Origin of the sequence: Prosthecobacter gellanilyticus (genome assembly GCF_007992435.1) — a bacterium.
Taxonomy (GTDB): Bacteria; Verrucomicrobiota; Verrucomicrobiia; order Verrucomicrobiales; family Verrucomicrobiaceae; genus Prosthecobacter; species Prosthecobacter gellanilyticus.
This window is the reverse complement of the sequence record NZ_BKAG01000017.1, coordinates 106,069-127,055: the sequence shown is the minus strand read 5'-3', so window position 1 is coordinate 127,055 and position 20,987 is coordinate 106,069. Positions and strand designations below refer to the sequence as shown.

General features: G+C 61.2%; 20 protein-coding genes. 16 read left to right on the top strand and 4 right to left on the bottom strand.

The annotated features are described in order from the left end of the window. The first annotated feature begins 14 nt into the window (after window positions 1-14). Entirely contained in the window at window positions 15-1,586 is a 1,572-nt protein-coding gene (locus tag BGE01nite_RS13550; RefSeq protein ID WP_146851012.1) for a flavin monoamine oxidase family protein, read from the top strand. 208 nt (window positions 1,587-1,794) lie between these two features. Here the strand turns inward: BGE01nite_RS13550 and BGE01nite_RS13545 are convergent, their stop codons facing one another. Continuing rightward, a complete protein-coding gene (locus tag BGE01nite_RS13545; RefSeq protein ID WP_146851011.1) occupies window positions 1,795-2,142 on the bottom strand; it encodes a rhodanese-like domain-containing protein in 348 nt (115 codons plus the stop codon). 45 nt (window positions 2,143-2,187) lie between these two features. Further along, entirely contained in the window at window positions 2,188-2,790 is a 603-nt protein-coding gene (locus BGE01nite_RS13540) for a L,D-transpeptidase family protein (RefSeq protein WP_218032982.1), read from the bottom strand. 215 nt (window positions 2,791-3,005) lie between these two features. Here BGE01nite_RS13540 and BGE01nite_RS13535 point away from each other — a divergent pair, with 215 nt between their 5' ends. From BGE01nite_RS13535 to BGE01nite_RS13495, 9 genes are all read left to right on the top strand, one after another. After that, on the top strand, window positions 3,006-4,157 hold the full coding sequence (locus BGE01nite_RS13535; RefSeq protein ID WP_146851009.1) for a two-component system sensor histidine kinase NtrB: 1,152 nt from the start codon (window positions 3,006-3,008) through the stop codon (window positions 4,155-4,157). Window positions 4,158-4,162: 5 nt separating this feature from the next. Continuing rightward, on the top strand, window positions 4,163-4,726 hold the full coding sequence (locus tag BGE01nite_RS13530; RefSeq protein ID WP_146851008.1) for a hypothetical protein: 564 nt from the start codon (window positions 4,163-4,165) through the stop codon (window positions 4,724-4,726). Window positions 4,727-4,735: 9 nt separating this feature from the next. After that, window positions 4,736-4,933 carry a DUF433 domain-containing protein gene (locus tag BGE01nite_RS13525; RefSeq protein WP_146851007.1) on the top strand — a complete coding sequence of 66 codons (198 nt, stop codon included), beginning with the start codon at window positions 4,736-4,738 and terminating at the stop codon, window positions 4,931-4,933. 47 nt (window positions 4,934-4,980) lie between these two features. Further along, window positions 4,981-6,414, top strand: coding sequence for a sigma-54-dependent transcriptional regulator (locus BGE01nite_RS13520; RefSeq protein WP_146851006.1), 1,434 nt, complete (start codon window positions 4,981-4,983; stop codon window positions 6,412-6,414). 22 nt (window positions 6,415-6,436) lie between these two features. Further along, entirely contained in the window at window positions 6,437-7,330 is an 894-nt protein-coding gene (locus BGE01nite_RS13515; protein ID WP_146851005.1) for a 2-hydroxyacid dehydrogenase, read from the top strand. A 211-nt stretch (window positions 7,331-7,541) separates the two neighbouring features. Continuing rightward, a complete protein-coding gene (locus BGE01nite_RS13510) occupies window positions 7,542-7,901 on the top strand; it encodes a hypothetical protein (RefSeq protein WP_146851004.1) in 360 nt (119 codons plus the stop codon). Window positions 7,902-7,975: 74 nt separating this feature from the next. Then, window positions 7,976-8,509, top strand: coding sequence for an adenine phosphoribosyltransferase (locus tag BGE01nite_RS13505; RefSeq protein WP_146851003.1), 534 nt, complete (start codon window positions 7,976-7,978; stop codon window positions 8,507-8,509). A gap of 32 nt (window positions 8,510-8,541) precedes the next feature. After that, window positions 8,542-11,358, top strand: coding sequence for a [protein-PII] uridylyltransferase (gene glnD, locus BGE01nite_RS13500; RefSeq protein ID WP_146851002.1), 2,817 nt, complete (start codon window positions 8,542-8,544; stop codon window positions 11,356-11,358). Window positions 11,359-11,394: 36 nt separating this feature from the next. Continuing rightward, window positions 11,395-13,605, top strand: a complete 2,211-nt coding sequence (locus tag BGE01nite_RS13495; RefSeq protein WP_146851001.1) for a DUF1549 and DUF1553 domain-containing protein — start codon at window positions 11,395-11,397, stop codon at window positions 13,603-13,605. A 19-nt stretch (window positions 13,606-13,624) separates the two neighbouring features. Here BGE01nite_RS13495 and BGE01nite_RS13490 read toward each other — a convergent pair whose 3' ends face one another. Both BGE01nite_RS13490 and BGE01nite_RS13485 read right to left on the bottom strand, forming a co-directional pair. Next, a complete protein-coding gene (locus BGE01nite_RS13490; RefSeq protein ID WP_146851000.1) occupies window positions 13,625-14,767 on the bottom strand; it encodes a thiolase family protein in 1,143 nt (380 codons plus the stop codon). Further along, window positions 14,764-16,224, bottom strand: a complete 1,461-nt coding sequence (locus BGE01nite_RS13485) for an acyl CoA:acetate/3-ketoacid CoA transferase (protein ID WP_146850999.1) — start codon at window positions 16,222-16,224, stop codon at window positions 14,764-14,766. The genes BGE01nite_RS13490 and BGE01nite_RS13485 overlap by 4 nt, the downstream gene beginning before the upstream one ends. A gap of 221 nt (window positions 16,225-16,445) precedes the next feature. Between BGE01nite_RS13485 and BGE01nite_RS13480 the strand changes: the two genes are divergently transcribed. The 6 genes from BGE01nite_RS13480 to BGE01nite_RS13455 all read left to right on the top strand — a co-directional run bounded on the left by BGE01nite_RS13480 (window position 16,446) and on the right by BGE01nite_RS13455 (window position 20,977). Further along, on the top strand, window positions 16,446-17,579 hold the full coding sequence (locus BGE01nite_RS13480) for a hypothetical protein (RefSeq protein ID WP_146850998.1): 1,134 nt from the start codon (window positions 16,446-16,448) through the stop codon (window positions 17,577-17,579). Window positions 17,580-17,590: 11 nt separating this feature from the next. Next, window positions 17,591-18,478 (top strand): MBL fold metallo-hydrolase, encoded by an 888-nt coding sequence (locus BGE01nite_RS13475; RefSeq protein WP_170266776.1) that lies wholly within the window; start codon window positions 17,591-17,593, stop codon window positions 18,476-18,478. A gap of 181 nt (window positions 18,479-18,659) precedes the next feature. Beyond that, window positions 18,660-18,971 carry a quaternary ammonium compound efflux SMR transporter SugE gene (sugE, locus tag BGE01nite_RS13470; protein WP_146850996.1) on the top strand — a complete coding sequence of 104 codons (312 nt, stop codon included), beginning with the start codon at window positions 18,660-18,662 and terminating at the stop codon, window positions 18,969-18,971. 76 nt (window positions 18,972-19,047) lie between these two features. Beyond that, window positions 19,048-19,677, top strand: coding sequence for a hypothetical protein (locus BGE01nite_RS13465; RefSeq protein WP_170266775.1), 630 nt, complete (start codon window positions 19,048-19,050; stop codon window positions 19,675-19,677). 594 nt (window positions 19,678-20,271) lie between these two features. After that, window positions 20,272-20,676 (top strand): zinc-ribbon domain-containing protein, encoded by a 405-nt coding sequence (locus BGE01nite_RS13460; RefSeq protein ID WP_146850994.1) that lies wholly within the window; start codon window positions 20,272-20,274, stop codon window positions 20,674-20,676. A gap of 10 nt (window positions 20,677-20,686) precedes the next feature. Then, entirely contained in the window at window positions 20,687-20,977 is a 291-nt protein-coding gene (locus tag BGE01nite_RS13455) for a hypothetical protein (protein ID WP_146850993.1), read from the top strand. The last annotated feature ends 10 nt before the right edge of the window (window positions 20,978-20,987 follow it).

Genomic DNA, 20,987 nt, shown 5'->3' with positions numbered 1-20,987 from the left:
GAGAGAATCTACCCATGCCGACTGCCTCCCACGTTCTGTCTGCTGATGCCGCACCCGCGATGTTTCCTCCGGCCAACTCGCGCCGTGAGTTTCTCCGCCTGATGGCACTCGCCTCGGCAGCACCTCTCTCAGCGAGTCATCTGATGGCTCAAGTGGATGAGGCGACCAAGGCCACCAAGCCGCTGAAGATCATCATCGCGGGCGCTGGACTGGCCGGACTCTGTGCCGCTTATGAGCTGGAGAAGCGTGGGCACCAATGCGTGATCCTGGAGGCCGATGGCAGTCATATCGGCGGACGTGTGCGCACACTGCGACTGCCTGATGGTCTTCATGGTGAGGCTGGCGCGATGCGTGTGCCGGAATCGCATCAAGTCACGCGACATTACCTGAAGGAGCTCGGCGTGGCGCTGCAGCCTTTTGTTTACACGAACAAAAACGCCTGGTGCTACCTGCGCGGGCACAAGGCGCGCATGGCGGATGTGGATTCGCTGAAGCAGCACTTCAAGCTGCGCGAAAATGAGAAGGCGCTGTCTCCTGGCGACATGTGGCGCATGTCTGTGGAGGGGTGGCTGAAGAAACTCTCGGAGGCCGAACAAAAAGATCTGCTGGCCATCACTCCGGCCACTCCAGCCAGTCAGGCCTTGGAGAAAATGACCTTGAGGCAACTGCTGGAAGCGGATGGCTACTCTGAGGAGATGATGGAATACGCCTCGGTCATCTGGGGGCAGGAAGCACTGCTGGACAGCGGTGCCACGGAGCATCTGCGCGAGGAGATGACGAATGTGTGGAACCTTAGCTTTGATGAGATCGTGGGGGGCACGGACCGCTTTGCCACGGCCTTTGTGGACAAGCTCAAAACGAAGCCGCGCACCGGGTGTGAGATCATCCGCCTGGAGCAAAGCGCGGATGGCAAGCACGCGGCTGCTGTCTTCCGCAATCGCGCGAACCAAGGTGCGGAAGAACGTGAAGAAGGAGACTTCCTGATCTGCACTTTGCCATGCCCAGTGTTAGGCCGGATCGAGACGCCTGGGTTCTCCGGCGAGAAGAAGCGCAGCATCCGCCAGCTTGTGTATGACTCTTCCACCAAGGTGCTCGCCGTGACGAAGCGCCGCTTCTGGGAGATGGATGATGGCATCTACGGGGGCGGCACTTTCACCGATCTGCCAACGACTTCGACCTACTATCCGGCGGACAATGCCCAGGCCCGTGATCCAGCGGTTTCGGCGAGGCAGTCCATCTTCCTGGCCTCCTATTCCTGGGGGCAGCATGCACGTCGGCTCGGCATGCTGGAGCCTGCGCTGCAGCGTGAGGTGGTGCTCACGCATCTGAGCAAGGTGCATCCACAGCTCGCCGAGCCGGACATGGTGCAGCGCACGATTGGCTGGAGCTGGGACCGGCATGCCTGGGCAGGTGGCGCCTTTGCCTGGTTCAATGCAGGGCAGCACAGCACGCTGTACCGTCATTTGTTAGAACCTGAAGGTCGCATCCACTTCGCAGGCGAGCATGCCTCGCTAAATCACACCTGGATGCAGGGCGCGCTGGAATCTGCTTTGCGGGCTGTGAAGGAAGTGCTGGCGGTGGCGTAGGGCGGGCCCGTGACGAGGGAAGGGACGCTTTGGCGGGAAGGATCTACTGCGACTGAAAACTGAAAATTGAGAACTGAAAATTGGAAATTGAAGAAGCCGTTGTTCGCGGCGCGGGTGGCGAATTTGCGTCAGCCCAATTTAAACTTTTCAGTTTTCAGTTCTCAATTTTCAGTGGGGACGGGCGGCCTGCGACACACTCATCCACCTTTCAATACCGTGGCACGTTCTGATCCACCATCTCGGACCAGGCATCGATGCCGCCGCGCATGGACTGTACTTTGCCGAAGCCGTTCTGGCGCAGCCAGTTGGCGGCGCGCTGGCTTCTCATGCCGTGATGGCAGTAGATGACGATGTGCTGGTTCAGATCAAAGAAGCGCTGAGGAGCCAGCTCACCGAACTGGGAGAGCGGCACGAGCTCCGCGCCTTCGATGCGGCAGACCTGCCACTCATCCTGCTCGCGACAGTCGATCATGCGCGGGCTTTCACCAGGCCTGCCGAGCAGGTAGCTCACATCATCGACACTGACTTCCAAAGGCAACGGCGCGTTCGCATTCATGACACAGACTCGGGAGAAGGCTGGATTGGATCACTCACACTCGACTCAAGGACGCACCGTGACGGGTGTGCCAGCGGAGACGTTGTTAAAGAAGATGGCGGCCATGTGGCCGGGCATGCGGACGCAGCCGTGGCTGGCCGGATAGCCGGGCAGGAAACCCTCGTGCATGCCAGTGCCGCCGCTGAAACGCATGAAGTGATGCATCTTCGAGCCTTCAAAGCGTGTGCCTGGAGGGGCTTTGTCCTTGGTGATGTCGATGTTCGCCACCACCACATTGCCCGCGCCGTCCACGAAGTCGCCGTAGAGGTTGGATTTATGCCACTGGTCCTTCTGGATGACCTTGAAGTTCCCCTGGATGGTGCCGTGCTTCTCATCGCCGGTCGAGAGGGCGGAGACACCGGCCAGCGAGCCGCCTTTGTAGAAATAGGCCTTCTGGTCGCTGATATCGATGACGATGCTTGGGGCGCCGGCCATGCCATCGCCGTCCCAGTAGGAGACGAGGTCCTGGTTATAGAGGGCCGAGTGAGGGACCGCGCCGGCGCCGAAGGCCTCCAGGTATTGGGTTTCGCCACGGGGGGCCGGGCTCACACATGAGGCGAGCGTGCCGAGAAGGACGAGGGCGGTGAGACGAAGGAACAGATCGTGCATGAGCATCTCAATCAACAGGGGACGGGGGCTAAGCCAAAAAAGGGAGTGAGTAAAATGCCATCCACCACCCCCTCTGTCCAATGCTTCCTGCCTTTTTGCCTAGCTGGCTCTTTCCTGGGAATAAGCGGTGAAAGTGGCTCTCACACCTCCTTGTGCGCGTGCCAGATTGACACAGGACGGCCCTTGCGGCTGAATCGACTGCACCCTGCCACCGCATGAGATCCGCCTTCATCGACAAACTGCTGAAACGCATGGACCGTCTGGAGCCCGGGGAGGTGCAGAGCGTGGTCCTGGAGTTGATGAAGGAGAAGGGCTTCCTGGAAAAAGTCTTCCAGACCCTGCAGGAGGGGGTGATCCTGCTGGATCCCGAAGGGGCGGTGACCTACGTGAACCAGGCGGCGTGCACGTTTTTCGGCCTGCAGGCGGAGCAGATCAAAGGGCAGAAGCTGACCCAGGGCATGCGCGGCCTGGACTGGAATGAGCTGCTCATCCCCGGCACCGTGGTGAGTCGAGATCTGGAGGTCTTTTACCCGGAGAACCGATATCTCAATTTCTACATCACCAGCATCGATGACGAGCAGCCGCTGGGCTTTGTGATGCTGATCCGTGACGTCACCGAGAGCCGCAAGCGCACGGAGCAGCAGATCGAAAGCGAGCGCCTGAATGCCTTCACCCTCCTGGCAGCCGGAGTGGCGCATGAGCTGGGGAATCCGCTGAACTCTCTGACCATCCACCTCCAGCTCCTGGAGCGTCGTTTGAAAAAGCTGGGCAAGCCCGGTGATGCGCTGCGCGAGCACCTGGACATTGCCACCGGTGAGATCAAGCGGATGGACACCATCATCAGCCAGTTCCTGGCTGCCATCCGCCCGACGAAGCCGCAACTCCAGCGCGGCCAGATCTCCGAGCTTGTGCAGGAGAGCGTGCGCTTCCTGAAGCCTGAGCTCGACCAGCACAAGATCAAGGTGAAGCTCGATCTGCGCTCTGACATGCCCGCGATGCCGCTGGATCCGGACCAGATGAAGCAGGCGATGTACAACCTCATCCGCAATGCCTGCCAGGCCATGCCCAAGGGCGGCACGCTGACCATCAGTGGCAGCTACACGGATTTCGAGGTGCGGTTGAGCTTTGATGACACTGGCAAGGGCATCTCCGCCGAGCAGATGGGGAAGCTCTTCCAGCCCTTCTCCACCACCCGACCCACTGGCACAGGACTGGGTCTGCTGATCGTCCGCCGCATCATCCGCGAGCACGGCGGGGAGATCGACATCGAATCCCGCGTCGGCCTTGGCACGCGAGTCAGTCTCTGGCTGCCGTTGGTGGAGAGAAAGGTGCGGCTGCTGGGGGAGGGGGAAATCAAAAGCGAATGAAGCTTATGAGGTCCAGCCGATTTTGGATCATTTTTGGTTGGGCGATGATGGTGCTGACCATGCATGCTTTCGGTCAGACGGACACTCCTGATGACTACATTGAGGATGCGCCTTGGGGGCTCATGGGTAATCTCGTCGTGTGGGTCATGATGCTGTTTTTCGTCGTCCTTTTCTGTCTTCTTATCGGTCTGGGCATTGCTCTCGGGCTGGCCATCCTAGCCGGCCTCGCGGCCATGTTTGGCGCGGGCGGCGTGGTGACATCGCTGTTTGGACTGGCCGCCACACGCAAACCGCAGGTCGGCTGGCGCATCTTTAGCATGTGGATGCACGGGGGCTTTATGATGCTGGCTGGAGCAGGCATCGGAGGGTTCATCGCACCGATGATCTGGCCAGACTCAGCCACCCTGCCCTCCGCCATCCTGGGTGCGCTGGCAGGGCTTGGCGCGGGCATGCTCTGGGGGTGGTTGCTGGCGCTTGGCGTCGAGCGTTCTCTGGGCTTTTTGAAGGAAGCCCTATTGCCCCGGCTGAAGCTGAAGGCGGAGAGTGACAAGCAAGCCGTCGAGAGTTAGTTCCGTTTCATGGACGACCAACCCTTCATTCAAGTGGATCCCCAGATTATGCTGGGCAAGCCCTGTATTGCAGGAACACGCATCACGGTGGAGGCTATTCTCGAAGACTTGTCCGCTGGACAACCCGAAGAGGAGATTCTGGCTTCCTATCCACGACTAACCCCTGAAAGCCTCGACGCTGCGCAGACTTATGCCAAAAGACCGTGACTAATCGTGCCAGCCTTCGTATCCGTCGCCTGCCAGAGCTTTGATCCATGACTGACTCCGCCACTGTCCTCATCGTCGATGACGAAAAGCATACCCGTGATGGGTTGCGGCTTTCGTTGGAGGATGATTTTGACTGCTATGTGGCCTCAAACGCGGCGGAGGCGCTGGAGTTTTTGAAGAATGATCCGGTGGATGTCATGCTGACCGATCTCCGACTGGGCGAGGATGATGGCATGAAGCTGCTGGAGCAGGCGCTGTCTCTGCCGAAACCGCCGGTGTGCATCATGATGACGGCCTATGGCAGTGTGGACACGGCCGTGGAGGCGATGCGCCGCGGGGCCTATCACTTTGTCACCAAGCCGCTGAATCTGGATGAAGTAGAACTGCTGGTGAAACGCGCTCTTCGCAGCCGTCATCTGGAGCAGGAGAACAAGGCGCTGAAGCAGCAGGTGGAGCAGAAGTTCAGCATCGAGGGCATCCTCGGCCAGGCAGATGCGCTGAAGCCGATCTTGGAAACCATTCAGCAGGTGGCGCCCACACGCGCGACGGTGTTGATTGAAGGTGAGAGCGGCACCGGCAAGGAGTTGGTGGCGCGGGCCGTGCACAACCTCAGCGGCCGGCCCAAGGCCAAGCTCATCACCGTGCACTGCGCGGCGCTTTCACCGCAGATTTTGGAGAGCGAGCTCTTCGGTCATGAGAAGGGCGCTTTCACCGGAGCGCAGGACCGGCGCATCGGACGCTTTGAGCTCGCGGACGGTGGCACGCTTTTCCTGGATGAGATCGGCGAGATCGATGCGAACACGCAGGTGAAGCTGCTGCGCGCACTCGGCGAACAAACGATCGAACGAGTCGGTGGTGCCAAGCCCATCAAGGTGGATGTGCGTGTGATCGCCGCGACGAACAAGGACCTGGCGAAGATGGTGGAGGAAGGAAAGTTCCGCGAAGACCTCTACTGGCGCTTACGCGTGGTCACCATCCACATGCCACCGCTGCGCACGCGCAAAGGCGACATCCCCGTGCTGGCGGATCATTTCCTCAAGGATCTCTCCACCGCGAATGGCAAGAGCTACAAGCCGCTGGGTGAAGATGCGCTGCCCGTGCTGATGAACTACGACTGGCCTGGCAATGTGCGCGAGCTGCGCGCGGCCATCGAGCACGGGGTGGTGATGAGCAATACCAGCCGCATCATGGCGAAGCATCTGCCTGCCTATCTCATGCGCCCCGGTGGTCTCGGCTGGCGTGTGCCTGCGACCTCTGGAGAAAAGCCCAAGCCAGCTCATAGCGAACCCGAGCCGGAGAAAGCGCCTCTCGACATCCATGAGATGGAGAAGCAGCTCATCATGGAAGCCCTGGAACGAGCGGGCAACAACCGCAGCGAGGCCGCCGAGCTCCTCAACATGAGCCGCCGCAGCCTGCAGCGGAAGCTCAAGCAGATGGGCATGGTGCGAAAGCATCGGAAACGCGTGAAGCCTGTGCCCTGATCTTGCGTTTCATCTTCCCCTCATGCCCACCGTTCTCCTTCCCGTCCCGCTTCCCGACTTCCTCCGCGATCCTCTCGCCGCTGCCTACACCTGCGTCTCGCAGCCCGAAGATGAGGTTCGCGGCATCGTTGTTCCTGGTGGCTATACGATGAAGGAAGAGCTCATCGCCTCTCTTCCCAAGCTGGAGATCATCAGCGTCTTTGGTGTGGGCTATGATGGCGTGCCTCTCGCTCCCTGCCGTGCACGCGGGATCCATGTGACGAACACACCGGATGTGCTCACGGATGACGTGGCGGACATTGCCTCGGCACTTGTCTTGATGACGAGCCGTTCGTTAGGCAAGGCGGAGCGCTTTACTCGTGCCGGCACCTGGCCGGGCAATGTCTTCCCGCTGGCGCATGCCCTGCGCGGCAAGACGGCTGGCATCCTCGGCCTCGGCCGCATTGGCAAGGCCATCGCGCAACGGCTCGCGGCACATGGGATGAAGATCGCCTATCATGGTCGGCAGCCACAGGACGTGCCGTTTCAATACTGTGGCAGTTTGATCGAGCTCGCGCAGGCTTCCGATTTCCTCATCGCTGCCTGCCCAGGTGGGCCTAACACCAAGCATCTCATCAATGCAGAAGTGCTGGCGGCTCTCGGAACCAAGGGGACGGTGATCAATATCTCCCGCGGTTCCGTGATCGATGAAGCTGCGCTGATCCATGCGCTGCAGAATAACATCATCCGCGGGGCAGGACTGGATGTGTTTGAAAACGAACCTCATGTGCCTGCGGAGCTGCTTGCGTGTGAAAATACCGTGGTCTTCCCGCACATCGGCAGCGCCACGCATGAGACCCGGCGCGCGATGGCGCAGCTTGTGGTCGACAACCTCGCGGCCCACTTCAGCGGCCAGCCGTTGCTCACGGCGGTCTAACGATTAGTGAAACATTTTTAACCACTGATAGGCACTGATTTACACTAATGGCAAAGCCACAGAGGGCTTGGGAAGATAAGTGTCCATTAGTGCCTATCAGTGGTTAAAAAGGCTCATGGAAGACCAGCGCCGGAAAATATTTTTCAACGGACCTGAATAGGATTTACGACGGCCCGTCAGAGGAAGCTGAACACACTGTTCATCCTTCCCCATGAAAAAGATCCTCGCTCTCATCGCCGCCGCTGCTGCCATCGGCTTCGCTGTTCCCGCTGAAACCCAGGCCTGGGATCACTGCTCAGGCGGCAACACCCGCATCGTCAGCTATCGTCCTTGCGGACGTCCAATCTACGCCAGCTACGTGGTCTGCGGGTATGACCGCTGTGGCAATCCCGTCGGGCATTGGGTCACCCAGCGCGAGGCCTGCGGCTGCGACCAGTGCAATCCCCGCTCGAGCTACTGCCCTCCGCATGTCCATCCCGGTCATTTCGGCGGCTACCAGAACTACCGGCCTTCCGTGCCGATCTGCCCTCCTCACAGCGGTGCGAGCTTTCACTTCTCCTTCGGGCGTTGAGCCGGGAATCCGGACCTGAAAACCATCCATCTCCCCTCTTGCATCGGCGCGGCAGTCCCCCAGACTGCCGCGCCATGTTTTCAGACTCTCCCGACCAGCTCCGCAAGGCCATCCGTGATGTGCCTGACTTCCCGAAACCGGGCATCCTTTTCAAAGACATCACCCCTGTGCTGGCGGATCCGAAGCTCATGCAGGCCGCCATCGATGGCATGATCGCCCCCTTTGCCGGGCAGCAGATCGACAAGGTGGTCGGCATTGATGCCCGCGGCTTCATCTTTGGCGCCATGATCGCCCAGAAGCTGGGGGCCGGGTTCATCCCTGTGCGGAAAAAGGGCAAGCTGCCGTGGAAGACCCACGGTGTGGACTACAGCCTGGAGTACGGCACGAACAGCGTGGAGATCCATCAGGATGCCCTGGCTCCGGGTGACCGGGTGCTGCTGGCAGACGATCTGCTGGCCACGGGTGGCACGGCAGGCGCGGCCCTGAAGCTCATCCTGGATTCCGGTGCCACGCTGCTGGGTTCCACCTTTTTCATCGAGCTCGGCTTCCTGGAAGGCCGGGGCAAGCTCCCGGGTGGCGGCCCTGTCCACTCCCTCATCTCCTTTTGATCTGATCCGCGAACACGAGCAGCCCATCCCGCATGACCGAGCGCGAGTATCAAAAGCACCTGGAATCCGTCCGGAAGAAGATCTTTGGCGATGACAGCGACCTGCCGCGCAGCCGCAGCGAGACGCTGAAGCTGGCGAAGCAGTTTCTGAAGCTCAAGGAGCAGCGCATCAAGCAGCGACACCGCGCCGGGATGGGCGGTGTGGAGATCTGCCGCATGCGCTCAGACGTCATGGACTGCCTGGTGAACCAGCTCTGGAAAGAGAGCCTGGCCACGCTGCCTGCGGAGAAGCAGGGCAAGATGCGCGTGAGTGTGGTCGCCCATGGCGGCTACGGGCGGCGTGTCATGAGCCCGCACAGTGATCTGGACCTGACCTTCATCCTGCCGGGAAACAGCGCGCAGGTGCCTCCTGAGATCGCCAAGTTCATCGCCGACTATCTGCTGTACTTTTACGACCTGAAGTTCAAGGTCGGCCTGGGCACGCGCTCTGCGGGCGGCTGCATCGAGCTGGCGAACGAGGACATGCTGACCAAGACCGCGCTCATGGAGGCGCGCCTCCTGTGCGGTGATCCCAAGGGCTTTGACGAGTTCCGCTCCCGTTTTGACAAGGAATGTCTCGTCGGGAAGGAAGCGGAGTTTCTCAAGCAACGGCAGAACGACCTCACCAGCCGCCATTTGAAGCACGGCGGCACGCACTGCGTGCAGGAGCCTAACATCAAGAATGGTTGCGGAGGTCTGCGTGATTACCAGAACCTGATCTGGATGACCTATGTGAAGGCCGGCACGCTGAACCCGAAGGATCTTGTGCAGAAGGGGCACATGTCTCCGCTGGCCTGGCGCGAGCTTGCCCAGGCGTATGACTTCATCCTGCGTGTGCGCAATGAGATGCACTACAGCGAACGCCGCGCCAGCGATGTGCTGACACTGCGCCTCCAAGGGGTGGTGGCCACGAACCTCAGCTACCGTCACAAGAAGATCCTGCGCCGCATCGAGGCCTTCATGCGTGACTACTACACGTCCACGCGTGACATTCTGCAGCGCAGCAGCGAGGTCATGGACAGCCTGAACCTCGCGGCGATGGCTGATCAGGACACCCGCAAAGGGCTGCTCAGCTTCATGGTGCGGCGCAAGGCCGCGCAGAAGCGCCCGGAGAAGTTTGACGGCTTTGTGGAGAAGGCAGAGCGCCTCTTCCCGGAGGAGCCTGGCATCTACAAGGAGGACCCGACGCGCCTCATGCGCACCTTCCTGCACACGCAGCAGCGGCACCTGCGCATGAGCCCGGAGCTCTTCCAGCTCATGCAGGTGAGCTTCCGTCTCGTGAACGTCAGCTACCGGTATAACAAAAGCGTGCGCGAGACCTTCCTGGCCATCCTGGGCAACAAGGGTGACGTGGCCCGCGTGCTGCGGCAGATGCACCGGGTGGGTTTTCTCGGCCGCTACATGCCGGAGTTTGGCGCGCTGACCTGCCTGGTGCAGCATGAGTTCTTCCACCGCTACACGGCGGATGAGCACACACTGCGCACCATCGACAAGCTGGATGAGCTGAGTGATGCGCATGTGCAGGCACGGCCACTTTACCAAAAGCTCTTCCACGATCTGCAGCAGCCCGAGATCCTGTATCTGGCGCTGCTCCTGCATGATGCCGGCCGCGCAGCGAATGCGAAGGCGCACGATGCAGAAAGCACGGTGATGGCGGATGCTGTGGCCCGCCGGCTGCTCATCAAGGGCGAGCGCCGCAAGCTGCTGCTCTTCCTGGTGGACAACCATCTGCTGATGTACCGCACCGCCACCACGGCGAACCTCGATGATCCGCAGGTGATCGGTGAGATGGCGGCCATGGTGAAGACCAAGGAGTATCTCGACACACTTCTGGTGATGACCTACGCCGACTCGAAGGGGACGAGCGAGGCAAGCTGGTCCGGCTACAAGGAGGCCTCCATCCTGCAGCTTTATCACAACACGCTGGCTTACCTCGATGCGCCGGCGGACTTCATGCGCCGCGTGGCGGTGCCCTTGGACGAAGTCCGCGCCTCCGTGGTGAAGGAGCTGGAGGATGGCTACAACCTGGAGATCAGCGCGCACTTCCAGCACATGCCGCGCAGTTACTTCAACTACCGCGACCCCGCGCAGATCGCCGCGCACATCCGGCAGTTCCGCCAGTTCTTCGTGCAGCTCACGAAGGAGGATCCTGACGCGGGCCTGATGCCGGTCATGACCTGGGAGGATCATCCCGAGCAGGGCTACAGCGACCTCATCGTCACCTGCTGGGACCGCCATCTGCTGCTGGCGCGCATCTCCGGTGCGCTCGCCGCGCAGAGCATCAACATTCTCAGTGCCGACCTCTACCAGCGCGGTGACAACCTCGTCCTGGACATCTTCCGCGTGTGCAACACCAACTTCGCCGCGGTCACGAACAAGAGCGCGAAGCTGCGAGTGGAGCAGGCCGTGCGCGCGGCCTTCCTGGAGCAGAAGTTTGATTTCGCCCCTGCCATCGCCGCCAGCCGCAAGGCCGCTCCGGGCTTTGACGAGGTCATGGATGAGATCCCGCAGCGTGTCTTCATCAACAACGAGGTCTCGCCTTCCCAGACCGTGGCGGAACTGCAGGTGGTGGACCGCCTCGGCCTCCTGTACGATCTCTTCATGGCCATCGGCAAACTGGACCTCAGCGTGACCCATGCGCGAATCAGCACGGAGAAGGGCGTCGCTATCGATGCCATCTACATCCAGACCGCTGGAGGCGACAAAATCCGCGACAAGGAGGAGCTCGACCAGCTCAAGAGTGCGCTGGAAGCGGCGGTGTTTCAGCTGCCTGGCGACAAGAAGAAGACCCTGGAAGCCGCAGCCGCGTAAAAACGGGGCTGCGGGCGGCGTTGCAGTCTGTGACACATGTCACGAAGACTGCCATGGCTCTTTTTTGCCGCCGCCGTCACTCCGCTGCTCAGCAGCGCGGAGGGGCCGTCGTTTCGCAATGACGTCATGGCGGCGATGTCGAAGGCGGGGTGCAACCTGGGCACCTGTCATGGCAATGCGACGGGCAAGGGAGGCTTCAAGCTCTCGCTGCGCGGGCAGGACATCGAGTATGATTTCGCGGCGCTGACGCGGGATGTCTCGGGTCGGCGCGTGAATGCTTTTTCACCAGAGCAGAGCCTGATCCTTGCGAAGGGCACGAACCAGCTGTCGCATGAAGGTGGCAAGAAGCTGGATCCGAAAGGCTGGGAATATCAGGTGCTGCGGGACTGGATCGCCGCCGGCATGCCGCGCGCGAGCGAGAAGGATCTGCGCGTGACGAAGCTCGAGGTCACACCGCGTGAGCAGATCATCGATGAACCGCAGAGCGAGGTGCAGCTCAAGGCTGTGATCACGATGAGTGATGGCACGCAGCGTGATGTCACGGAACGCGTGGTTTATGAGCCACTGCAGAACGGTCTGATCGAGGTCTCACGGAATGGCTTGGTGAAACGCTTGCAGTTCGGCGAGCCGGGTGTGCTGGTGCGCTATCTGCAGCACAACGTGCCGGTGCGCCTGACCTTTGTGCGCAGCTCTCCGCAGTTCGTCTGGACCGCGCCGCGCCGATACAACTATGTGGATGCGCACATCTTCTCGAAGCTGAAGACGCTGCGCATCAACCCGAGCGATGACTGCGGTGATGAGGTTTTTATGCGTCGTGCGTATCTGGATCTGCTGGGCATCGTGCCGAAGGTGGATGAGGCGATGACGTTTGTGGCGGACAAGACTCCGGACAAGAGGGCTCGTTTGATCGACCGGCTGCTTGTGCGGCAGGAGTTCGCGGATTTCTGGGCGCTGAAATGGTCGGATGTGCTGAAGGTGGAAGGTCGCACGCTGGATGAACAAGGCATGAAAGCCTTCCATGGCTGGATTCGCGATGCCATCGCCCGCAACAGGCCAATGAACGAGTTCGTCAGCGAGATGATCTCCTCACGTGGGAGCACCTATCATGAGCCTGCGTCGAACTTTTACCGTGCCAACCGCACGCCGCAGGCCCGTGCCGTGGCGGCGGCGCAGGTCTTCCTGGGCACGCGGCTGCAATGCGCGGAGTGCCACAACCATCCCTTCGACCGCTGGACGCAGGATGACTACTACAGCTGGTCCGCGATCTTCAGCCAGGTGGACTACAAGATCCTGGATAACAAACGACGTGACAAGAACGACAAGCATGAGTTCAAGGGCGAGCAGGTGGTGTTTCTCAATCCGAAACTGAATGTGCAAAACCCGCGCACAGGGGATCAGGCGCGGCCGCGTTTCCTCGGTGCGGACATGCCAAAGCTCGCGGACAAGCAGGATGAGTTGCAGGCCGCCGCTGCCTGGCTCACGAGCCCCGCCAATCCGCTCTTTGCCAAGGCCCAGGTCAACCGTGTGTGGTATCATCTCATGGGCAAAGGGCTTGTGGATCCGGTGGATGACTTCCGCCTCACCAATCCGGCGAGCCATCCGCGACTGCTGGATGAGCTGACCGAGGACTTTGTGCGCAGCGGCTTCAATCTGAAGCATCTCGTCCGCACCATCATGCTGAGCCGCACCTATCAGCTCGACAGCGCACCGAACGCCACCAATGCGGCGGATGAGGCGAACTACTCCCATGCGCTGCCACGTCGCCTGACCGCCGAGCAGCTCTTTGATTCACTGCACAACGCCATGTGGGTGCGACCTTCTTTTGATGGTGCTGAACCAGGCACCCGCGCCGGTCAGATGGCAGGCCCGAAAGGTGGGCGAGGCAGTCCTGATCCGATGTCGCCCGAGGCTTTTCTCATTCAGTTCGGCAAGCCCAAGCGTGAGCTGAGCTGCGAGTGTGAGCGTGCGAATGACACCACGATCGGCCAGATTTTCCAGTTCATGAGCGGGCCGGTGGTGGGACGTGTGATTCGTGACAAATACAACCGTCTGCAGCACCTGGCCAAGATCGAGAACCCTGCGCAGATCGTACGTGATCTTTACTGGTCGCTGCTGACTCGTGCACCGACGGCGGATGAAGCGAAGGTGATGGAGTCTCTGCTCACCTCTTCTCAAGACAAACGCGGCACGCTGGAGGACATCACCTGGTCCCTGGTGAATGCGAAGGAGTTTGTGCTGAGGCGATAAGCGACGAGGTCGCCTTGGCTCATGACCGTTCGACGGCCATGGCGATGCCCATGCCTCCGCCGATGCAGAGGCTGGCGATGCCGCGGCGGTAACCTTTGTCTTCCATGAGGTGCAGGAGGGTGACGAGGACGCGGGCGCCGCTGGCGCCGATGGGGTGGCCGAGGGCGATGGCGCCGCCGCGCTGGTTGAGCTTCGCAAGGTCGAGGTCCAGCTCGCGGGCGCAGCCGAGGACTTGGACGGCGAAGGCTTCGTTGATCTCGATGGCATCGACCTCGTCCAGCTTCCAACCGGTGAGCTGGATGAGCTTTTGGATGGCTCCGACGGGGCCGAGACCCATGACGGCGGGATCACAACCGACCACGGCGGTGGCGATGATGCGGGCGCGTGAGGTGAGGCCGTGTTGTTTGACAGCTTCATCACTGGCGAGCAGGACCATGGCGGCACCATCGTTGATGCCGGAGGCATTGCCCGGGGTGACGGTGCCGTCTTTGCGGAAGGCGGGTTTGAGTTTGGCGAGGGAGTCGACGGTGGTGTCGGCACGTGGATGTTCATCGGCGGTGACCTGGCCGATGGGGATGATCTCGCGGGCGAAGGCATCGCGACTGGCGGCGACGCGGGCCTGGCTTTCGGCGGCGAAAGCGTCCTGCTCCTGACGGGTGATCTTGTGCTTGTCGGCGATGCGTTCGGCGGTTTCGCCCATGCCGATTTTCAGCAGGGGATCACTGAGGCCATCGACAAACATGGCGTCCTGCATGGAGAGATCTCCGAGCTTTTTACCGAAGCGTGCATCCATGACGTAATGCGGAGCGCGGCTCATGTTTTCCACACCACCGGCGAGGATGAGATGGCTCTCGCCACTGCGGATGGCATCAGCACCGAGGGCGGCGGCTTTGAGAGATGAACCGCAGGCGATGTTGACGGTGTAAGCGGGGACTTGCTGAGGCAGCCCGAGCTTTAAGCCGACCTGACGCGCCACATTCATGCCGCTGCCTGCCTGGAGCACCTGGCCGAGGATCACTTGATCAATGTGGTTGCGTAATTCGTTAGGTGTCACGGCCTCGGCGATGGCGAGGCCGAGGTCGGCGGCGGAGACCTCTTTCAACCCGCCTCCGAAGCGGCCGATGGGGGAGCGTTGGGCGTGGATGATGTGGACAGGATTCATGAGAGGGAAGAGGGGCGCAGGGCGACTTGGGGAGCGAACTGCATTTGATCGAGAACGTCTTTTTGCACGTCGAAGCCGGGCATGACTTCGATGAGGCGGAGGCCGGTGGAGGCGAGCTCAAAGACGGCGCGCTCGGTGACGTAGAGGACCTGCTGACCGCGTGAGACGGCGGTGGGACCGTGGAAGCAGACGTGCTGGATCTCGCGCACGAACTTGGGCTGACCTTTGGCGAGGAAGGTGCAGCAGAAGATGAGGCGGCGCGCGCTGTGGGCGATGTTCACGAAGCCGCCGACACCGGCGAAACGGCCGGCGAAGCTGGTGACGTTCACACTGCCCTGGGCATCCACCTCCACCGCGCCGAGCACGCCGATATCGAGACCGCCGCCATCATAGAAATCAAACTGCGCGGGCTGATCAATGACTGCTTCGGGGAAGTGGCTGCAGCCAAAGCTGAGGCCGGAGGCTGGCACGCCGCCGGTGGGGCCGCTTTCCACGGTAAGGGTGAACTCGTGCAGCCGGCCGGTCTCCGCCGCGACCATTGCCACACTTTCAGGTAGGCCGATGCCGAGGTTCACGATGTCCCCCTCGCGGATCTCTTTTAAAGCGCGGGTGCCGATGACCTTGCGCTCGGACTCTGCCATGGCGGGAAGTTCAAAGGTCAGGTTGCTCGAGACGACGAACTCCTCATTGAAGACCTCGCCAAAAGTCTGGTCATGTTGCAGGCCGCCGCTGGTGACGATGTAGTCCACCAGGATGCCGGGCACGCGCACGGCCTTGGGGTCGGGGAGGACGTCCACCACGCTCTCCACCTGGGCGATGACGATGCCGTCGTGGTTCTTTGCGGCCTGGGCGATGGGCAGCACCTCGCTGATCAGGCCCTCACACTCCATGCTGAGATTTCCGCGCGCATCGGCATGGGTGGCGCGGATGAGGCCGACATGGACGGGCACGGATTTGTAGCGCAGCCAGGTCTGGCCATCGATCTCCACGCGCTCCACGAGTGGTTCGGTGGTGCGCGCATTCATGCGGCCGCCGGTTTGCGCGGGATCAATGAAAGTGTTCAGACCGACCTGGGTGAACAGGCCGGGGCGTTTGGCGGCGATCTCCCGCAGCAGCACGCTGAGCACGCCCTGGGGCAGATTGTAGGCCTCGATCTCGTTCGCGAGCGCCAGGGTGCCGAGCTTCGGCGCGAGGTTCCAGTGGCCGCCGATCACGCGTTTCACCAGGCCGGCGTAGGCGAGGTGGTTCAGGCCGCGCTCGCAGCGGTCGCCCTGGCCGGCGCAGTAGTAGAGGGTGAGGTCATTCGGCGTGCCGGTTTGCAAAAAGCGGCGCTCCAGGGCAGAGGTGAGCATCTCCGGATGGCCCGCGCCCACGAAACCGCCCACGGCGACCGTCGATCCACTGGGGATGGCGGCGATGGCTTCGTCAGCAGTGGCGAGGATGGCTGGGGCGCGCATGAGGTGGGGCGGATGGAGAAAACGTGCATCATGGCGGGGTGGGCGGTGGCTGGTCAAGAAACAGCGCGAGGTTTGCGGAGGAGGCCAGGGGGGAAGGACGCGCAGATGCCAGACATCCCCGTTGCTTCCGGGCCGGTTGGAGGCACCTTGCGGGCGCTTTGACACTTACCAGGGACAGGGAATTTCAAATCGGGCTCGCAGGATCCTTTGTGATTCATGTGGTGGCTCTGCTTTTCCTGGCGTGGTTGTTTAACAGCGAGGCGGGGAGACGGCTGTTTGGTGTGGCGGAGGAGATGGTGAAGCCACCGGAGCCTGAGCCCGAAGTGGTGATGATCTTTCCAGAGCAGGTGCTGCCGCCACCGCTGCAGGTGAAACCTCCGCCGAAAGCCTACATCCGCACCACTCAAAACGAAGCCTCCACGGTGAAGCCGGCGAACTCGATGTTTGAGTCGGACCGCAACACCATCGCGGCGAGCAAGCTGCCGACGAAGGCGGATGCCACGCTGATGATGCCGACGACGGAGGGCACCGCGCCGAACAAGATGGAACTGGCGAGCCGTGATCATCGCGACGGCGAGTTGAAGAATGACGCGGTGGCCCCCTCCCCACCGCCGACGGCCACGCCGCTGAACATGCGGCCTCCAGCGCCGCTGACGCCGCCGAGCATCCTGAAACCCCAGCCTGAGGCACAACCCTCGGCCCCACAGCCGAAACAGGTGGCGAAAGCGGAGCCGAATGATGACTCGATGCTGAAGAAGATGATGGAGGAGCTGGACAAGGAGAGCGCCCGTCTGGAGACCGACCGCCTGCCGATTGAGGTGCGCAAGCCGGATGCGAAAGACGCGCCGGAGACTGCCGCGGTGAAGCCCCAGGTGCGTGTGCCAGAGGACGTGCCTCCCATGCCGCCGGCACCCAAGGCTGTCCCGGTGACGGATGAGGTGCAGGCCACGGCTGGAAAGCCGGAGGAGAATGCCTTCAGCCCCTTCACCCGCATGGGCAAGAATGATGGTGCCATCAGTCGCGAAGGTGAAAATGCGGTGGATGCCTCTGCCACGCCGCGCGGCATCTACATGAAGCAGGTGACGGGGGCGGTGGAGCAGAAATGGCACCGCTATGTGCGGCTGGCGCGTGACTCGGTGACCTTCGGGCGGGTGCGCTTCCGCTTCTATGTGGACAAGCGCGGGGAGCCGCAGGATCTGCGTATTTTGTCTGATGCTCGTGATGCGGATCCGCGCATGCGGGAGATCACGCTGCGCGCCATTTTGGACGCGGACATTCCGCCGATCCCTGCCGAGTTGATTCCGGAGCTTGAGGACGGGCGTATGAAGATCGAATACGAAGCCATTGTTTACTGACCGTTCTGACCGTGCGCATTCATACTCTCGACCTGCTGTTTCAAAATACCCCCGGCCTCATCGCGGCTTATGTCATCGAGTCGGGTGATGAGCTGACGCTGATTGAAACGGGGCCTGGGTCCACTCTGGAGACGCTGCGCGCGGGCATTCACGGGCTGGGTCTGGACGAGAAGAAGGTCAGGCATGTCTTGGTGACGCATGTGCATCTGGATCATGCGGGCGCGGCGGGCTGGTGGGCGCTGCAGGGCGCGCAGGTTTACTGCCATGCGAACGCGGCGCGGCACCTCATCAATCCTTCCAAGCTCATCGCGAGTGCGCGGATGATTTATCAGGAGCGCATGGACAGCCTGTGGGGCCCGATGCTGCCTGCGCCTGCGGACAAGGTGACCGTGCTGAATGATGGTGATCGCGTGCGTGTCGGCGAGGTCGAGGTCATCGGCTGGGACACGCCAGGGCATGCGCGGCATCATCTGGCGTTCATCATCGGCAACGTTTGCTTCACCGGCGATGTGGCCGGGATGCGGCTGCCGGGGACGGAGTATCTTTCGGTCACGGCGGCGCCGCCGCAGTTTGAGCCGGTGCCTTACGTGGCCTCGGTGGAGCGTTTGGCCGCGGCGGGGTTTGAGAAGCTTTACCTCACGCACTTTGGCGAGGTGACGGACGTGTCCGATCATTTGTTAGGCTATCGCCAGCGGATTCAGGATGTGCATGAGGCGGTGAAGGCGGATCATGCGGCGGGTGCAGATGAGGCGGAGATCCGCCGCCGGTATGCCGAGCGTGAGCATGCGCTGGCGGTGTCACTCGGCATCAGTGAGGCGGATTGGGTGCGCCTGGAGGCTGGCAACAACACGGCGATGTGCGCGGACGGGGTGAGGCTGTGTGTGGAGAAGGGGATGTGAGGGGCTTTCCCGAACCGTTGTTGTAGAATGATTAAGGTAGAAAGATTTCAGAAGGTGGAGGGGCTGGGTTTGGGTTGACTCAAGGCGATTTGCGGGCAGTGTGTTTCACCCGCGCAGTGGACGACCTCGGCGTGCTTTTTCCCAACTCAGGGACGGCCCTGAACTAAAACTACAAGCACGTATGTCATGGATTCTTCTCGTCATCGCCGGTCTCTTTGAGATCGCCTGGGCCGTGGGCCTCAAATACACGGATGGTTTCACGCGGCTGTGGCCGACGGTGGGCACGGTGGTCGCACTTATTGTTAGTGTGGTGCTGCTTGGTGCGGCGTCGAAGTCATTACCGATCGGCAGTGCTTATGCGGTGTGGACGGGGATCGGCGCCGTGGGCACGGTGCTGTGCGGCATTGCCTTCATGGGAGATCCGGCGACGCCGATGCGGCTGGTTTGCGTGGGGCTGATCATCCTGGGGATTGTGGGGATCAAGATGTCTTGAGGCCTGGCTTTGATGGTCCTCCAGCAAAGAGTTTGCGACCTCTCATGCAGGCTGGGGTTGGACGCGGCTCAGGCACATGCCGCGACTGATCATGAACACGACCAAGACGACCCGCAGGTTCATCTCTTCACTCACTGCCGGGGTCATGATGACCCTGGCTTTCTCTGTCCACGCCGAGCCGAAGGCCCTGCCTGCGGGAACTCAGCGCGTGCCGGTGGTTTTCTCCGGAGGGCATGAGACGGAAGGCGTGGATCACGGACGTCCGGTGAAGCTCATCGCGGCGGCACTCGGCGTGAAGGACGAGGTGTTTCGTGATGCGTTCAGCAACGTTCATCCTGCTGGTCCTGGCAGCGGCGGACCCACCGGCGAGGAGGCGCGGCGTAACAAGAAGGTGCTCATGGATGCCCTGGGCAAGCACGGCATCACGAACGAGAGGCTGGATGAGGTCTCGAACTTTTATCGTTATCCACCAGGCCGTGGGAATCTGTGGAAGACGAAGCCCGCCGAGGCGAATGCGCTGGTGAAGGATGGCAAGGTCGTGGGTTATGAGATCGTCAGTGGTGGCGCGGGTTACACGACTCCGCCGGTGGTGTCTGTGCCGGGTGTCTCGGGCGCGTCCGCGCAGGTGACCCTGTCTTTTGGCAAGGATTTTGACACGAACGGTTCGGTTTCTGCCATCGCGATTCCGAAGGCGGAGGCGAAGTGAGGGTGGGTTCGTCGTTCGCGACTTTCTGCGGTGTGTGCGCCTGTGGATGCTCTTGTCCGAGGAAGGCACTGTGAGCGCGTGAGAGCGGTGTCGACGAGGCGCGGCTGCTGTCACCCATGTGCTTGGGAGTTTCTGTCACCCATGTGATTGGAACATACCGCGCATTGGGCAACTCCTACGGAGTTGATTTTCAGAAAGCGATTCAACGCGACTGACCAGGGGTTGCGCTCGCTATCGCTTGCTTCACCCCTGGCTATTCATGGTGAACCACTCCGTGGTTCAAGGCCGAGACATCAGTGTGAGCGGCTCGAAGGACTGACGCACACTTGTGAGTAAGGCTCACTCTCTGCCACTGCACTCCGGGATGCTGCCGCGACTTCGACGTGGTTGTTGTCGCAAAAAATGATGGTCAGAGGCGAGGTGTTCGCGGTAGAAGAAGGGACCGTGAAATCTGAGTGCTGCTGATAACGAGCAAACCTGTCTCCCATCTGTGCTGCTGGGCGTGTTCAACAGGGTTGCTGGTTGTCATGGGCCGGGTTTGTTTTCATCCGTCAAGACACGCAGCGCACAGCCAAACTCTCACACACTCACGTCATGATCATCTGGGGCTCCAAAGCCAAGCAGAAGGAGATCGGTTCCGGTCAGTTCTATTGTCCACAATGCCGGCAGCAGTCGGCCTATGCGCACCTCCGTGTGTCGCAGTACTTCACGCTCTACTTCATCCCGCTGTTTCCGATGGAGACGCTGGGCGAGGGAGTTTGCTGCCGCTCGTGCGCCAGCGAGTTTAACATAAGCGTGCTTTCCTTCACGCCTGAGCAGATCGAGACCGCGATGCAGCCGTGGCTCTGCGGCAAATGCGGCAACCGCAATCCGCAGCCCGAGATCGCCTGCCTCGGCTGCCGGACTCCGAGATCGCTGGCAGCAACCGCCGCGCCTCCGCCTCTGCCTGCCGTGCCCCACGCCCTGCCGGATGATGACAGCCGATATCAGCCGAGGTAAGGTGGCCTGAATGAGTCTGCGAGCATCGTGGAAGCGAACCAAGGCGCATCTAGCTGATGCGCGCAGGGAGCTTCCTGCTCACCCTTTATCAGGTGAAGAGGGCGGTTCAGATTCTGGGTTTCAGGAGTTCATCGATCACAACGAGCTCGAGCTCGCACTTGATGAACTTGAGGGCATGGCGACCACCAATGCGACGACAACACACTTTTGGGTCAGCCTTCGTGCGGCTGCGGAGGAGATGCAGCTTGATCGGCATCGAGATCGTTACGACAAAATCATTGATCGAATGATCGACAAGTAAATATGAGTTC

Coding starts and splice junctions, on each gene's coding strand:
- BGE01nite_RS13535 (WP_146851009.1), top strand. CDS start 3,006: ATGAGATCCGCCTTCATCGACAAACTGCTGAAACGCATGGACCGTCTG.
- BGE01nite_RS13495 (WP_146851001.1), top strand. CDS start 11,395: ATGTCACGAAGACTGCCATGGCTCTTTTTTGCCGCCGCCGTCACTCCG.
- BGE01nite_RS13550 (WP_146851012.1), top strand. CDS start 15: ATGCCGACTGCCTCCCACGTTCTGTCTGCTGATGCCGCACCCGCGATG.
- glnD (WP_146851002.1), top strand. CDS start 8,542: ATGACCGAGCGCGAGTATCAAAAGCACCTGGAATCCGTCCGGAAGAAG.
- BGE01nite_RS13530 (WP_146851008.1), top strand. CDS start 4,163: ATGAGGTCCAGCCGATTTTGGATCATTTTTGGTTGGGCGATGATGGTG.
- BGE01nite_RS13515 (WP_146851005.1), top strand. CDS start 6,437: ATGCCCACCGTTCTCCTTCCCGTCCCGCTTCCCGACTTCCTCCGCGAT.
- BGE01nite_RS13465 (WP_170266775.1), top strand. CDS start 19,048: ATGCCGCGACTGATCATGAACACGACCAAGACGACCCGCAGGTTCATC.
- BGE01nite_RS13455 (WP_146850993.1), top strand. CDS start 20,687: ATGAGTCTGCGAGCATCGTGGAAGCGAACCAAGGCGCATCTAGCTGAT.
- BGE01nite_RS13540 (WP_218032982.1), bottom strand. CDS start 2,790: ATGCACGATCTGTTCCTTCGTCTCACCGCCCTCGTCCTTCTCGGCACG.
- BGE01nite_RS13525 (WP_146851007.1), top strand. CDS start 4,736: ATGGACGACCAACCCTTCATTCAAGTGGATCCCCAGATTATGCTGGGC.
- sugE (WP_146850996.1), top strand. CDS start 18,660: ATGTCATGGATTCTTCTCGTCATCGCCGGTCTCTTTGAGATCGCCTGG.
- BGE01nite_RS13520 (WP_146851006.1), top strand. CDS start 4,981: ATGACTGACTCCGCCACTGTCCTCATCGTCGATGACGAAAAGCATACC.
- BGE01nite_RS13490 (WP_146851000.1), bottom strand. CDS start 14,767: ATGAATCCTGTCCACATCATCCACGCCCAACGCTCCCCCATCGGCCGC.
- BGE01nite_RS13505 (WP_146851003.1), top strand. CDS start 7,976: ATGTTTTCAGACTCTCCCGACCAGCTCCGCAAGGCCATCCGTGATGTG.
- BGE01nite_RS13485 (WP_146850999.1), bottom strand. CDS start 16,224: ATGCGCGCCCCAGCCATCCTCGCCACTGCTGACGAAGCCATCGCCGCC.
- BGE01nite_RS13545 (WP_146851011.1), bottom strand. CDS start 2,142: ATGAATGCGAACGCGCCGTTGCCTTTGGAAGTCAGTGTCGATGATGTG.
- BGE01nite_RS13460 (WP_146850994.1), top strand. CDS start 20,272: ATGATCATCTGGGGCTCCAAAGCCAAGCAGAAGGAGATCGGTTCCGGT.
- BGE01nite_RS13510 (WP_146851004.1), top strand. CDS start 7,542: ATGAAAAAGATCCTCGCTCTCATCGCCGCCGCTGCTGCCATCGGCTTC.